Below are 13220 nucleotides of genomic sequence, written 5' to 3'. Positions count from 1 at the left end.
TGCCTACAATCATGCATGTCTCCTCCGAATGACAACTCTTTGAGCCGGCATCAGAATGCTGGCTCTTTTTTTCTATGCGCTGCTATCATCGTCCCTGAGACCTTGAACGGAGTGCATTGTCAATGCGACAAATATCGCCTGATACGCTGCTGGAGATCATCGACGCACAAGTGCGCCTGGTCAGCCTTGGTACCAATCTCAGCGCAGTGATTGACGAAGCTTCGGCTGTCGCAACACGGCTCACCGGCGCCGATGGCGCGGTGGTCGAACTGTTGGAGCGCGACGAAATTGTGTATCGCTCCGCGTCCGGCAGCGCCGAAGCCCAACTCGGCCTGCGTATGCCGGTGGCCAACAGCTTGTCCGGCTACTGTTTGTTGAACCGCGTGGCGGCCACCTGCACCGATAGTGAAATCGACGAACGCGTGAACCGCGAAGCCTGCCGAAAGGTTGGCCTGCGCTCCATGGTCATTGTGCCGCTGATCGCGGATCGACAGGCGATCGCGGTGATGAAGCTGGTTTGGCGCGAACCGCGTGCACTGGAAAATAACGAAGTGGAAATCGCACAGCTGCTGGCGAATATGTGTGCGGTGCTGATGCATCAGGCTTCGCTGGAAGGCAACGATGTACTGCAGCGCCGCCTGACCGTCGATGAAGCCACTGGCGTTGCGAACCGTGCCTACTTTTTCGAACAGCTGCGCAGCCGCGTGCAGGCAGCGGAAAAGGACAGCGGCCGCGTTGTCGTCGGCCTGGTTCGGATGGATGAAGTGGAGCCGGGCACCGAGGCTGCGATTTTGACGTGTATCGAAACCGAATGCCGCGAGGGGGACTTCGTGGCACGGGTGGCGGCCAATGAATTTGCCGTCATCCTGAGCATGGCGGTGAGGCAGTCCGTGGTTGCCAGCCAGGTACTGAGAGTTTCTCATGCGCTGGCGCGCAATGGCTTTGGCCCGGTCTGCAGTGGCAGTGCGCTTTTACCGGACCATGGGCGCACTGCCGCGGACTTGTTCTATGCAGCGACTGGAGCGCTGGCCAGGAACGCCGCTTAATTGCGATACAGCTCGCGGTACAGCGGGTTTTCCGCAACGACGACCTTCACGCCACCCGCCTTGAAGTCCTGCGGCGCCAGCGTGGCCAGGTCCACTACGCCGTCGTCGTGGTACAGGTCGAAGTGCCAGGTGAAGGACTTGCCATCCACATTGAACTGTACGGTTTCGCCGTTGGTCACGCTGATTTGCTTCGTATCGGACGTCACGTCAACGGTGCGCTGTGCGGCGCTGGCGGCAGCTGGTGCACCGAAGACTTTAGGCTGAACGTCGAAGATGCCTGCATGGGCGCTGACGTTGATGAGGGCGGATGCTGCGATGGCAAAGGCGATCAGGGATTTGGTGGCTTTCATTTATGGGCTCCAGGTTAGTATTCAATTCGACACGTCGTCGATGGATACAAGCTTAGAGCCCAGCCCCCAACCATCCGATTACGGGATCATTACAAAGTGCTGACATCCGGGAAGGCGATTACAAAACGGGTCACCCCATTATCGCTGGCGGCGCGCCAGCTGCCCTGATGCAGGGACATGATGCTGCGCACGATGGACAATCCCAGTCCGCTGGATTCGGAGCTGCCGGCGCGCGACGGGTCGGCGCGGTAGAAGCGGTCGAAGATGCGGCCCAGGTGCTCCGTGGTGATTGTCGGCCCCTTGTTTTCAACGGTGAAGGCCGTTCCGGCGCCATCCTGTGCGGCCGTGAGCACAATTTCCGAGTCCTCGTTGGCGTAGCGGACGGCGTTGGACAGCAGGTTGGCCAGCGCCCGCCGCAGCAGGTCGGGATCGGCCCACACCGTGCCTTTTCCCTCGAATACCAGCTTCACATTGCGGTCGCAGGCCGGACCTTCGAAATATTCGCAGACTCTTTCCATCTCTTCGCGCACATCCAGCGTTTTGCGCTCGATGGCGTGGTCGGCGTGTTCGGCGCGGGCCAGGAAAAGCATGCTGTCCGACATGCGCGAAAGACGCTGCAACTCCTCGAACGTTGATCCGAGCAGTTTTTCGTAATACTCATTGCTGCGTTTCTGGCCGAATGCGACCTCGATCTGGCCCAGCATATTGTTGACGGGCGTGCGCAGGTCGTGCGCCATATCGGCCGACACCTGGCTTAGTTGCGAGAAGCCGGTGTCCAGACGCGCCAGCATGCCGTTAAAGGACTCGATCAGCGGCAGCAGCTCGCGCGGCGCCAATTCGGTGTCGATACGCTGGGACAGGTTGCGCACACCGATCGATGCCGTCTGCTGCGCGAGATGGGCGACCGGCGCCAGCGCACGCCGCGCCAGCACATAGGCCAGCAATGCTGTCAGCAAGCCGCCGACCGCAGCCATGAAGACGATGCGGTTGCGGTAATCCCGGAGCAGGCGAGTGCGCTCGATCATCAGTTTTCCGGAGATGACCTGGATCTCTTTGCCTTGCGTCGTCCTAGCGAAGGCGGAGGTGTAGATGAACGGTACGTCGTTCCTGCCCAGCGTATGCCGTACCGCGTCCAGCATCAGATGCTGGCCGGCAGGGACCGGTTCGATCTCCGGCACAGTGGACTGGCCGGGATTGATCTCGATCAGCGGCGCATGGCCGGGAAACTTCAGCACCAGCAAGGCTTCCGAATTGCCCAGCATATTGGCAAACAGCTGCGGCTTGGTGTTGATGAGGTCCATCACGTCCTCGTCGCGCAACAGGGTGCGTACCTGGTCAACGCGGGTGATCAAAGCGATATCGTCGCGCTGGCCGAGTTGATCGGCGAGACGCTCATACAGCACATAGCCAATCGCGGCCGCTGCCAGAAAGGACAGCGCGGCAAGTGCCAGCGAAAGGCGGTTGACAAGGGAAGGGCGGCTCATTCCTCTTCCTCGCAACGGTAGCCGACGCCATACACCGTGTGGATCAGGCGCTGTGGAAAGGGATCGTCCACCTTTTGCCGCAGGCGGCGCACGGCGACGTCGACCACGTTGGTGTCGCTGTCGAAGTTCATATCCCACACGCGCGAGGCGATCAGAGAGCGCGACAGCACCTGGCCCTGGTTCTGCATGAAGAATTGCAGCAGGTTGAATTCCTTGTTGGTCAGGGCGATCTTGGTGCCCGCGCGGGAGACACGGCGCTTCGGAACGTCCACTTCGAGATCGGCGATGCGCAGGGTGTCGTCCTGCTTCACCTGGCGGCCACGGCGCAGGGCAATGCGGATGCGGGCCAGCAGCTCAGCGAAGGAAAAGGGCTTGACGAGGTAATCGTCGGCGCCCAGATCCAGGCCTTTCAGGCGGTCTTCCAGCGTGCCGCGCGCGGTCAGGAAGAGCACCGGCGTTTCCTTGCTGCTCAGGTGGCGCATCACTTCCCAGCCATCCATCTCCGGCATCATCACATCCAGCAGAATCAGGTCGTACCTGAATTCCTGCGCCATGTGCAGGCCATCGCGGCCATTGCGTGCCACGTCGACCACATAGCCCGATTCCGTCAGACCGTTCTGGATATATTCCGCCGCCTTGGCTTCATCTTCTACGACAAGGATTCTCATGCTTTCGTGTCCTTTGACTGTTATACCGCCGAGGATATCACCGTTCACTTACTCAGTCTGGTGGCGGCCTGTTCGATCAGCGCCGCCACCTCTTTCGGATGGGAGATGTAAATCGCGTGGCTGCCGCTCACTTCCACCGTCGTGCTGTGGGCGCGCGCCGCGTACATGCGCTCCAGATCCGGATTGATCGCGTGATCGTCCTTCGCCACCATGTACCAGCTAGGCTTGTTGCGCCAGGCCGGATTGGTGATGAGCGTCGTGTTCACCTTGGCGTTCGGCGGCATCTGCGAGCGCGCCATGAATTCGGCCTGTTCTTTCGACAAGTCGGCGGCAAAGTCTTCGTGGAAGTGGGCCGGGTCGATGAAGACATACCCGTCCGGCGTGAGCTGGGTGCGGATCTGGGCCGGCATCTTGTTCTTGTTGATGGCCGTGGATTCGCCGGCATCCGGCGCGTGAGCCGCAATGTAGACCAAGCCTGCCACATGGGGATCATTGCCGGCTTGCGTGATCACGGCGCCGCCGTAGCTGTGCCCAACCAGAATGCTCGGACCCGGCTGGCGTTGCAGCACGCGTACCGTGGCCGCCACGTCGTCTTCCAGAGAGGTCATCGGTTCCTGGACCATGTTCACGTTAAAGCCGTCCCTGGTGAGAATGTCGTAAACGCCGCGCCAGCCGGAAGCATCGGCGAACTGGCCGTGCACCAGCACGATGTTCTTGATCGGATCGGCCATGGCGGGGCCGGTGATGGTGAGGGCAAGGGTGGCAGCAGCTGCGGCGATGAGCTTCACGATGAACTCCTTTTTGATGGGATGGAGTTCAGTATGCGCAGCCAGGTGCCACCAAATCGTGACGCAATCATTACAAACCTATGACAGAGTGAAAATTCTGCAAAGTGATGATAGGATGCGGCCATGAGATTTTCCCGCCGCACCCGCTGGTTCGCCGTTGTACTCGCTCTGCTTGGCATGTTTTGCATGCAATTGGCAGTGGCGGCGTACGTCTGCCCACAGGCGGTGTCCGCAGAAAAAGCCGAGATGGTAAATATGCCGGGTTGCACGGGCATGGATGCCGGGCAGCCTTCCTTGTGCAAGGCGCATTGCCAGCCCAAGCAGCAGCTATCCGATAAAGTGGAAATTCCACAGATCGCGCCATTTTCCCTCTCCGGTCCGGGTTACCTGGCCGGATTTGCGCTGCTGCTGGCGCCGCAGGAAGCATCGTCCAGTCTCGCCCCGCCTGTGATGGAACGCGCCACGGCGCCGCCGATATCCATCGCCAACTGCTGCTTCCGTATTTGACACCTCCGAACGTATGACAGTGCGCCATCGCCAGAGCGATGCGCGCGTGATTAACGTTTTCGGAGTTGTTTTACCATGCAAACTTCCTTACGCGCGCTTGCCTGCGCGTGTTCCCTGTTCGTCCAGGTCCATCACGCCATGGCCGATGCAGCGCCATTGACGCTTGAAATGGCTCAGCACCAGGCGCTGGCCCATTCCCGCGCCATTCCGGCGCAAGACTTCGCTGCGATGGCGGCGCGCGAGATGGCCGTTGCCGCCGGCCGCCTGCCCGATCCGGTACTCAAAGCCGGCGTCGAAAACGTGCCGGTGTCGGGCGCCGACCGTTATTCGCTGGGCGCCGATTTCATGACCATGCGCCGCATCAGCGTATCCCAGGAATTCACCAATGCCGAGAAACGTCGCCGCCGTGCGGAGCGCTTTGAGGCGGAGGCGGAAAAAGAGGAGGCAATAAAGCGCAACGTTGCCGCTCAAATTCGGCGCGATGCCGGCCTGGCCTGGGTTGAGCTGTATTTTGCCGCGCAAGGCGATGAATTGCTTGCAGCCCTTGAAGCGCAGGCTAAGATGGAGATCGAGGCAGCCCAAGCCGCCCAGCGCGGCGCCCACGCCACTCTGCCCGATGTGGTCGCAGCGCAGCAAGCGCTGCTTCAGGTCAGCGCCCGCCGCATCGAATCCGGACGCAGGTTGCGCGCTGCCAGGCTGAATCTGGCGCGCTGGATTGGCAAAGACCCGTCCGCAGATCTGGTGCCGATGCCGCCCATCGAGAACGCCGAAGCGGCAACGGTGGGACATCACCCGCATCTGGAGGCTCTGAAGCGCGAAGAGGATGTCGCACGCGCCGACACGGCCATTGCACGCGCTGAAGAGAAGCCTGATTGGACGGTGGACGTGTCCTTTCAACAGCGTGGTCCCAGCTATCCAAACATGATCTCATTCGGCATTTCCGTGCCCTTGCAGTGGGACCGGTCCCATCGCCAGCACCGCGAGATTGCTGCGCGCCAGGCATTACAGGAGCAGGCTGCCGCGGCGCATGAGGAAGCCGAGCGGGAATGGCGTGCGGCAGCGCTAATCCAGCGCGAAGAATGGTTAGCGAATCTGGCCAGTGCAAAACAATTTCGGGAGGCCATCCTGCCGCTGGCGAAACTGCGGCAGGAAGCGGTACTGGCTGAATACCGCGGCGGCAAAGCCGCTTTGGCTGATCTGCTGGCAGCGCGCCGGGCGGAGCTGGATGTTCGCCTGCAAGCGTTGGACGCAGATGCGGCTGTCGCGAAAGCTTGGGTCAGTCTGAGTTATTACAGTGCAGGAGAGCAGCCATGAAACGCGTTTCTCTTATCGGTGGCGCTTTGGCTTTAGCAGCTGCTGTCGGCGCCGGTTACTGGGCTGGTTCCCGCCATGATAGCGGCAGGGAGCCTGCCCCGGCCGCCCCGGCTGACAAGAAGGTGCTGTACTGGCACGATCCGATGGTGCCGGGCCAGCATTTCGACAAACCCGGCAAGTCACCCTTCATGGAAATGCAGCTGGTGCCTGTCTATGCCGAAGACAGCGCGGCCAGCGGTGTAGCGATCGATTCCCGTACACGCCAGAACCTGGGCCTGCGCACTTCCGAGGTGAAGAAAGGCCAACTGGCTGGCATGCTGGAGGCGCCGGGTGCGGTGGCATGGGATGAGAGCCAGGCCGTTGTCGTTCAGGCGCGCAGTGCCGGCATTGTCGAACGACTCAAGGTGCGAACGCCATTGGCCCAAGTGCGCAAAGGACAGGTCCTGGCCGAGCTCTATGTGCCTGAATTTGTCGCCGCGCAGGAGGAATACCTGGCGGCGCGAAAACTCCAGGCGGAAGGCATGCAGGGCGTGGCCGAAGCGGCGCTTCAGCGCATGCGGCTGGCCGGAATGAGCGAAGGACAGATTCAGTCGGTTGTACGAAGCGGCACGGTTCAGCCGCGCGTGGCGGTCATTGCCCCCGCGTCCGGCGTGGTCGCGGAGCTTGGCGTGCGCGAAGGGGCAAGCGTTGGACCAGGCGCCACGCTGTTCCGTCTGAACGGCACGGCGTCGGTCTGGGTTGTGGCGGATGTTCCGCAAAGCGCCGGCGGGCAAATTGCGCCGGGATCGGCTGCAACTGTCTATTCGAATGCACTGCCCGGAGAGACCCTGACGGGCAAGGTAAACGCAGTGTTGCCCGATATTGATGCCGCGACGCGTACGCGAAAAGTGCGCGTCGATGTCATCAATCCCGGTGGACGACTGGCGCCGGGCACGTTCGCCAGCGTGCGCTTTGCGTCCCCGACCGCAGCTGAAGTGCTGTTGATTCCGTCCGAAGCGGTTATCCGGACCGGCAAACGTAATGTCGTCTTCGTTGTTTCCGGCGAGGGCCGCTTCGAAGCGGTGGAAGTCGATCTTGGCTCGGAAACCGGAGGAGAAACCGAAGTACGCAAGGGATTACGTGCCGGGCAGCGCGTGGTCGTGTCGGGGCAATTCCTGGTCGATTCGGAGGCCAGCTTGCGCGGCGCGGAATCGCGACTGGGAGCAGGCAGGGAGGCGGATAAATGATCGCACGCATCATCCGCTGGTCCATTGCCTGCCGCTGGTGGGTGGTGGTGGCCTGCATCGCTTTGGCGGCATGGGGGATATGGGCATTGCTGCGTACGCCCCTGGACGCCATTCCCGATCTCTCCGATACGCAGGTAATCATTCGCACAACCTATCCGGGCCAGGCGCCGCAGATAGTTGAAAATCAGGTGACGTATCCGCTGACGACCACCATGCTGTCGGTGCCCGGAGCGAAAGCTGTGCGCGGCTATTCGTTCTTCGGCGATTCCTTCGTGTATGTGCTGTTCGACGATCATACCGATCCTTATTGGGCACGCTCGCGTGTACTGGAGTATCTCAATCAGGTGCAATCGCGTCTTCCAGCGCAAGCACGTCCGGCGCTTGGTCCGGATGCCACGGGTGTTGGCTGGATCTACGAATACGCCCTGGTTGACCGCAGCGGCAGAATGGATCTGGGCCAGCTGCGCGCTTTGCAGGACTGGTTCCTGAAGTACGAGCTGAAGACCGTTGCCAATGTCGCCGAGGTTGCGAGTATTGGCGGCATGGTGCGCCAATATCAGATCGAGCTTGACCCACAGCGTATGCGTTCTCTGAACATCACGCACGGCCAGGTGGTCGAGGCAGTGCAGCGTGCCAATCAGGAAAGCGGCGGCTCTGTACTGGAAATGGGGGAAGCGGAATACGCGGTGCGGGCCGGAGGTTATCTGAAATCGCTGGAGGAATTCCGCGGGATTCCACTGAACGCAACCGGCGCGGGCGTTCCTGTGACGCTGGGCGATGTGGCGACCGTTCATGTCGGTCCTGAGGCGAGACGTGGCGTGGCGGAGCTGAACGGCGAGGGTGAAGTGGCGGGCGGTGTGATTGTCATGCGGTCCGGGAAGAATGCACTGGAAACCATCGACGCGGTGAAAGCCAAACTGGCGCAGCTGCGGGCCAGCTTGCCTCCCGGCGTGGAAATCGTTACGACCTATGACCGCTCCCATCTGATCCGCAATGCCGTGTCGAATCTGCGGCATAAACTGATCGAGGAATTCGTGTTGGTCGCCGTCGTGTGTGGACTTTTCCTGTTCCATGCGCGCTCGGCGCTCGTGGCGATTGTCACATTGCCGCTTGGCGTGCTGGCGGCCTATCTGGTCATGCATTACCAGGGCGTGAACGCCAACATCATGTCGCTCGGCGGCATTGCCATCGCCATTGGCGCCATGGTCGACGCGGCAGTGGTGATGATCGAGAATGCGCACAAACACATCGAGGCCTGGCATGACATCCATCCAGAGATGCCGTTGCAAGGTACGGAACACTGGCGTGTGATTGGCGACGCTGCAGTGGAAGTGGGGCCGGCACTGTTCCTGTCGATGCTGATCATTGTGCTGTCATTTACCCCAGTGTTCACATTGGAGGCGCAGGAGGGACGACTGTTCGCGCCGCTCGCGTTCACGAAAACGTACGCGATGGCCGCCGGTGCAGCACTGTCGGTGACGCTGGTACCCGTGCTGATGGGGCTTCTGATACGTGGACGAGTACCTGAAGAAACCAGCAATCCCCTGAACCGCTGGCTGGCCGCGGCGTACGCTCCCGTGCTGAATGCGGTCTTGCGCGCTCCCCGTGTGACGCTGGTTGCGGCCGCATTGTTTGCTCTTGTATCGGCCTGGCCCCTGTCCCGGCTGGGCGGCGAATTCATTCCGCCGCTGGATGAGGGGGATCTGCTGTATATGCCGAGCGCACTGCCGGGCATCAGCATTGCCAAGGTTGCTGAATTGCTGCAGCAGACGGACCGGCTGATCAAAACGGTTCCCGAAGTGGACAGCGTTTTCGGTAAGGCAGGGCGGGCAGAGACGGCGACCGATCCAGCGCCGCTTGAGATGTTCGAAACCACTATCCGCTTCAAACCACGCGAACAGTGGCGTGTCGGTATGACACCGGAAAAGCTCGTCGAGGAACTTGACCGTGTCGTCAAAGTACCTGGGCTATCAAATATCTGGGTGCCTCCAGTGCGCAACCGCATCGATATGCTGGCCACGGGGATCAAGAGCCCGGTCGGCGTCAAGGTGTCCGGCGCAAGCCTGACGGAAATCGACCGTATTTCCGCACAAATTGAACAGGCAGTGAAAGGTGTGCCGGGTGTGCGTTCGGCATTGGCTGAAAGGCTGACCGGCGGGCGATACGTGAACATCGATATCGACCGCCACGCGGCAGGCCGTTACGGTCTGAATGTCGCTGACGTCCAGAGCGTTGTCGCTGGAGCCATCGGCGGAGAGAACATTGGTGAAACCGTCGAGGGCTTGCAGCGCTTTCCGATCAACCTGCGCTACCCTCGCGAGTGGCGCGATTCGCTTCAGTCATTGCGCGATCTGCCGGTGGTTACACCGCGCGGGGCTCAGATTCGTCTTGGCGATGTGGCGGCCATTCGCGTTGACGATGGGCCGCCAATGCTAAAGAGTGAAAACTCCCGCTTGTCCGGCTGGGTGTACGTTGACATTCACGATCGTGACTTGGGCAGCGTCGTGAACGACATGCAGCGCATCGTCGCCGGGCAAGTACGGCTGCCGGCGGGCTACTCGATCGCATGGTCGGGGCAATTTGAATATCTTGAACGCGCAACGGCGAGGCTTAAGGTAGTGGTCCCCGCGACCTTGCTCATTATCTTCCTGCTGCTGTACGCGACTTTTGGCCGTTTCGATGAAGCCTTGCTGATCATGGGAACACTGCCGTTCTCGCTGGCAGGGGCGGTATGGCTGCTTTGGATGCTGGGTCATCATCTCTCCGTTGCCAGTGGCGTGGGCATGATTGCGCTGGCGGGTGTTGCGGCAGAATTCGGCGTGATCATGCTGCTTTATCTGAAGCAGGCCTGGCACGGACGGGCGCAGGCCGGACAGACTGCGGACAGTGAGTTGCGCGCGGCGATCGAAGAGGGCGCACTTCAGCGTGTGCGGCCGAAAGCCATGACAGTCGCCGTGATTGTGGCCGGCCTGCTGCCGATCATGTTCGGCCATGGCAGCGGCTCCGAAGTGATGCAACGTATCGCCGCGCCCATGGTAGGGGGCATGGTGACCGCACCGCTGCTGTCGATGCTGGTCGTTCCCGCTGCTTACTATTTGCTTCGGAAGTGGCGTCCATAGTCATCTCATTGTTAACTTGACTGATTGATCCAGAATGCGTATATTGTTCTGGATCAATCAGTCAATTAAGGATGAAAATGAACATGACCCTCAATAGCAAGGTCGCTCTGGTGATGGGCGGCACCCGCGGCATCGGCGCGGCCATCGTACGGCGCCTGGCGCGCGAAGGCGCGGCGGTGGCCTTTACTTATGCCGCGTCGGCGGAGTCCGCGAACGCGCTTGCCGCCGAAATCGAGCGGGATGGCGGCCAGGCCCTGCCCATACAGGCCGACAGCGGCGATCCTGCCGCTGTGCGTAGCGCCGTGAATCGCGCAGGCGAACACTTTGGCCGGCTGGATATCCTCGTCAATAACGCCGGCATTTTGCGTCTGGCGCAGTTCGAAGACTATCCGCTGGAAGACTTCAACCGTATGGTGGACGTCAACGTGCGCGGCCTGTTCGTGGCGGGGCAAGCCGCCGTGTCCCATATGAAAGATGGCGGTCGCATTATCTCGATCGGCAGTATCGCTTCGGTGCGCGTGGGCTTCCCGACGTCCAGTGTGTATTCGATGACTAAGGGCGCAGTGGCGGCCATGGTGCGCGGCATGGCAATCGATCTGGCGCCGCGCGGCATCACGGTCAATAATGTGCAGCCCGGCCCGACCGAAACGGATATGAATCCATCCGACGGTCCGCATGCGGCAGCGCTTCAGAGTATGATTCCGGTTCGCCGCGTCGGGCAGCCCGAAGAAATCGCCGCCATGGTCGCCTATCTGGCGGGACCGGAAGCAGGCTATGTCACGGGCGCCAGCCTGACCATCGACGGCGGCTACACTGCATAAACGAGGAGCATCATGGCAAGACCCAGAGAGTTCGACCGCGCAGACGCGCTAAGCAAGGCCATGGCCGTCTTCTGGCTGAAGGGCTATGCCGCCACGTCCACGGCCGACCTCCTGGAAGCCATGCAGATCGGCCGCCAGAGCATGTACGACACCTTCGGCGACAAGCATGCTCTCTATCTCGAAGCGCTCCAGCATCACAACGAAAGCAGCATCGCGGAACTGCTGCGCAGTCTTCAATCCGGCACGGCGATCGATGGCATCGCGAAGATGCTCTACACCTTCGCCGCGCGTCCGGAAAAGGACAACGCCAAAGGCTGCATGGGCGTGAATGCCGTGTGCGAATTCGGTGACACTGATTTGCAAGTCACTGCGCTGCGCGATGCCAGCAGTGCGGTCCTGAACAGCGCAGTTGAGCGGGTTTTGCGCGATGCGGTTGCTTCAGGCGAGATGCCGGCAAAAACGAATATTCCCCATGCGGTGGCCTTCATCGCATCAACGCTGGCAGGTATGAAGATTAGCGCCAAGGCGGGCGCCGGCCAGGATACCCTGCACGCCATCGCCAATTTTGCAATCGCCGCGTTACGGCGCTGATCGGCTGAACTATTGTTGCGTTGGCTGATCCATGGTGGTAGAAGTCTTTCCAACCACACATGGAGGATGCGATGGCTACTATCGAACAGTCTCAATGGGAAGGTGACGTACCGCTGTCCGCAACGGCGGTCGTAAAACGCATCGAAGGCTTCTACGCCAAGCCCTACGACGACAACGGCGATCTTCCAGGTGGCACATGGACTATCGGCTACGGCACCATTGTCGATGTCAACGGTCATCCGGTCACGCCGATGACTCCATCCATCACCGAAGACGAGGCGACAGGACTTCTGCGGCGCGACATGCTGGGCGCCGCGAAGGATGTGCGGCAACGTGTGCAGGTGAAGCTGCAGGTGTGCCAGGCTGCGGCATTGATCTCCTGGACCTACAACCTCGGCGCAGGCAATCTGTCCAAGTCCACCATGCTCACGCGGCTGAACTCGGGCGATTACAAAGGCGTGTCGGCGGAGATGCGTAAATGGATCAATCAGGAAGGCCGCCCGCTGGTCGGACTATTGCGCAGGCGCTGGGCTGAGGCCGCCATTTTCCAGGGCATGGATTCCACGCGCGCTTGCGTTCTCGCATGGAAGAACATCGAGGAACTGGGGGATTGGCCTTCGTTTGATCTGAATCAATAGCCCCTGCTTATAACTCGCATTCTGCAAGGACCAATAAATTTTGTAGCAGTGACATTGCGATAGATTTCTCGAAATCTTTTGTGCGCACAATATGATTTCCAATCGAAAACGCAATGTTGACCAGGCGCTTATTTATCCGGTTCATGCGATCTCTGAAACTCATATCAAGCTGCCTGGGATGCGTCGTGTTAGGCGGCTGCTCGCTATTCGGCGGCCCACCGAAGCTCAAGCTCGGCGACGTGCGCGTGCTCGCGGCGCCAGACGCAAACCGAAATAGTCCTGTGGTCATGGATGTTGTGCTGGTATCGGACGCGGCGCTCGAACAGCGCCTGATGGCGCCGGAAGGAAAGTGGTTCCCTTCCGGCCCTGCGCTTGCGGCGAGCTATCCCGATGCCATGCGTGTGTACCGCTGCGAACTTCCTCCCTCAAGCGAATTCTCCCTGCCGCCGGCGCTGTTCGATGGGCAGCGCGCGCTGGCCGTTTTCGTCTTCGCCGGACTGGCGGATGGCGAACGGCGTGCGCGCATCGATGGCTGGCGCGATGGCGGTGTGATTTCCCTGGCGCGCGAGGACTGGCGCGCGATTCCGCAGGAGAAGGGCAAGCCTTCCCAGCGGCCACCACCCGAGATGCATTGCAGCAGCCAGTCCTGATAAAACGATAGCCGCCAC

General features: G+C 60.8%; 13 protein-coding genes. 9 read left to right on the top strand and 4 right to left on the bottom strand.

Translation table 11 applies throughout. The features are described 5' to 3' along the window. Positions 1 to 122: 122 nt before the first annotated feature. Positions 123 to 1046: a GAF domain-containing protein gene (locus AB4Z19_RS07355; protein ID WP_442034830.1), complete on the top strand. Its 924-nt coding sequence runs from the start codon at positions 123 to 125 to the stop codon at positions 1044 to 1046. On the opposite strand, the gene AB4Z19_RS07350 is transcribed toward AB4Z19_RS07355, so the two are convergent. From AB4Z19_RS07350 to AB4Z19_RS07335, 4 genes are all read right to left on the bottom strand, one after another. After that, complete coding sequence (locus AB4Z19_RS07350) at positions 1043 to 1396, bottom strand: CzcE family metal-binding protein (RefSeq protein ID WP_442024893.1); 354 nt, start codon at positions 1394 to 1396, stop codon at positions 1043 to 1045. The genes AB4Z19_RS07355 and AB4Z19_RS07350 overlap by 4 nt on opposite strands. Positions 1397 to 1485: 89 nt before the next feature. After that, positions 1486 to 2880 carry a heavy metal sensor histidine kinase gene (locus AB4Z19_RS07345; RefSeq protein WP_442024891.1) on the bottom strand — a complete coding sequence of 465 codons (1395 nt, stop codon included), beginning with the start codon at positions 2878 to 2880 and terminating at the stop codon, positions 1486 to 1488. Further along, positions 2877 to 3548 (bottom strand): heavy metal response regulator transcription factor, encoded by a 672-nt coding sequence (locus AB4Z19_RS07340; RefSeq protein ID WP_442024889.1) that lies wholly within the window; start codon positions 3546 to 3548, stop codon positions 2877 to 2879. The genes AB4Z19_RS07345 and AB4Z19_RS07340 overlap by 4 nt, the downstream gene beginning before the upstream one ends. Before the next feature lie 44 nt (positions 3549 to 3592). Further along, positions 3593 to 4336, bottom strand: coding sequence for an alpha/beta hydrolase (locus tag AB4Z19_RS07335; protein WP_442024887.1), 744 nt, complete (start codon positions 4334 to 4336; stop codon positions 3593 to 3595). Positions 4337 to 4459: 123 nt separating this feature from the next. On the opposite strand from AB4Z19_RS07335, the gene AB4Z19_RS07330 reads away from it, so the two are divergent. The 8 genes from AB4Z19_RS07330 (at position 4460) to AB4Z19_RS07295 (ending at position 13202) form a co-directional block, all read left to right on the top strand. After that, on the top strand, positions 4460 to 4843 hold the full coding sequence (locus AB4Z19_RS07330; RefSeq protein ID WP_442024885.1) for a hypothetical protein: 384 nt from the start codon (positions 4460 to 4462) through the stop codon (positions 4841 to 4843). 75 nt (positions 4844 to 4918) lie between these two features. Further along, the gene (locus AB4Z19_RS07325) at positions 4919 to 6157 is read left to right on the top strand and encodes a TolC family protein (protein WP_442024883.1); all 1239 of its coding nucleotides are present in this window, start codon (positions 4919 to 4921) and stop codon (positions 6155 to 6157) included. Then, a complete protein-coding gene (locus tag AB4Z19_RS07320; protein ID WP_442024881.1) occupies positions 6154 to 7383 on the top strand; it encodes an efflux RND transporter periplasmic adaptor subunit in 1230 nt (409 codons plus the stop codon). The genes AB4Z19_RS07325 and AB4Z19_RS07320 overlap by 4 nt, the downstream gene beginning before the upstream one ends. After that, on the top strand, positions 7380 to 10502 hold the full coding sequence (locus tag AB4Z19_RS07315; RefSeq protein WP_442034828.1) for an efflux RND transporter permease subunit: 3123 nt from the start codon (positions 7380 to 7382) through the stop codon (positions 10500 to 10502). The genes AB4Z19_RS07320 and AB4Z19_RS07315 overlap by 4 nt, the downstream gene beginning before the upstream one ends. A 77-nt stretch (positions 10503 to 10579) precedes the next feature. Continuing rightward, positions 10580 to 11323 carry a 3-oxoacyl-ACP reductase family protein gene (locus AB4Z19_RS07310; RefSeq protein ID WP_442024877.1) on the top strand — a complete coding sequence of 248 codons (744 nt, stop codon included), beginning with the start codon at positions 10580 to 10582 and terminating at the stop codon, positions 11321 to 11323. 12 nt (positions 11324 to 11335) lie between these two features. Next, a complete protein-coding gene (locus AB4Z19_RS07305; RefSeq protein ID WP_442024875.1) occupies positions 11336 to 11914 on the top strand; it encodes a TetR/AcrR family transcriptional regulator in 579 nt (192 codons plus the stop codon). 71 nt (positions 11915 to 11985) lie between these two features. Then, complete coding sequence (locus AB4Z19_RS07300) at positions 11986 to 12552, top strand: lysozyme (protein ID WP_442034827.1); 567 nt, start codon at positions 11986 to 11988, stop codon at positions 12550 to 12552. A gap of 185 nt (positions 12553 to 12737) precedes the next feature. Further along, positions 12738 to 13202 (top strand): hypothetical protein, encoded by a 465-nt coding sequence (locus AB4Z19_RS07295; protein WP_442034826.1) that lies wholly within the window; start codon positions 12738 to 12740, stop codon positions 13200 to 13202. Positions 13203 to 13220 lie beyond the last annotated feature (18 nt).

Origin of the sequence: Pseudoduganella sp. RAF19 (assembly GCF_052114165.1) — a bacterium.
In the GTDB taxonomy this organism is placed as follows: domain Bacteria; phylum Pseudomonadota; class Gammaproteobacteria; order Burkholderiales; family Burkholderiaceae_D; genus Rugamonas.
This window is presented reverse-complemented; position numbering and strand designations above follow the sequence as displayed.

Bases quoted from the DNA above. Each gene is read 5' to 3' on its own strand.
- AB4Z19_RS07350 (WP_442024893.1), bottom strand. From the start codon at position 1,396: ATGAAAGCCACCAAATCCCTGATCGCCTTTGCCATCGCAGCATCCGCC.
- AB4Z19_RS07300 (WP_442034827.1), top strand. From the start codon at position 11,986: ATGGCTACTATCGAACAGTCTCAATGGGAAGGTGACGTACCGCTGTCC.
- AB4Z19_RS07355 (WP_442034830.1), top strand. From the start codon at position 123: ATGCGACAAATATCGCCTGATACGCTGCTGGAGATCATCGACGCACAA.
- AB4Z19_RS07320 (WP_442024881.1), top strand. From the start codon at position 6,154: ATGAAACGCGTTTCTCTTATCGGTGGCGCTTTGGCTTTAGCAGCTGCT.
- AB4Z19_RS07340 (WP_442024889.1), bottom strand. From the start codon at position 3,548: ATGAGAATCCTTGTCGTAGAAGATGAAGCCAAGGCGGCGGAATATATC.
- AB4Z19_RS07305 (WP_442024875.1), top strand. From the start codon at position 11,336: ATGGCAAGACCCAGAGAGTTCGACCGCGCAGACGCGCTAAGCAAGGCC.
- AB4Z19_RS07310 (WP_442024877.1), top strand. From the start codon at position 10,580: ATGAACATGACCCTCAATAGCAAGGTCGCTCTGGTGATGGGCGGCACC.
- AB4Z19_RS07345 (WP_442024891.1), bottom strand. From the start codon at position 2,880: ATGAGCCGCCCTTCCCTTGTCAACCGCCTTTCGCTGGCACTTGCCGCG.
- AB4Z19_RS07330 (WP_442024885.1), top strand. From the start codon at position 4,460: ATGAGATTTTCCCGCCGCACCCGCTGGTTCGCCGTTGTACTCGCTCTG.
- AB4Z19_RS07315 (WP_442034828.1), top strand. From the start codon at position 7,380: ATGATCGCACGCATCATCCGCTGGTCCATTGCCTGCCGCTGGTGGGTG.
- AB4Z19_RS07325 (WP_442024883.1), top strand. From the start codon at position 4,919: ATGCAAACTTCCTTACGCGCGCTTGCCTGCGCGTGTTCCCTGTTCGTC.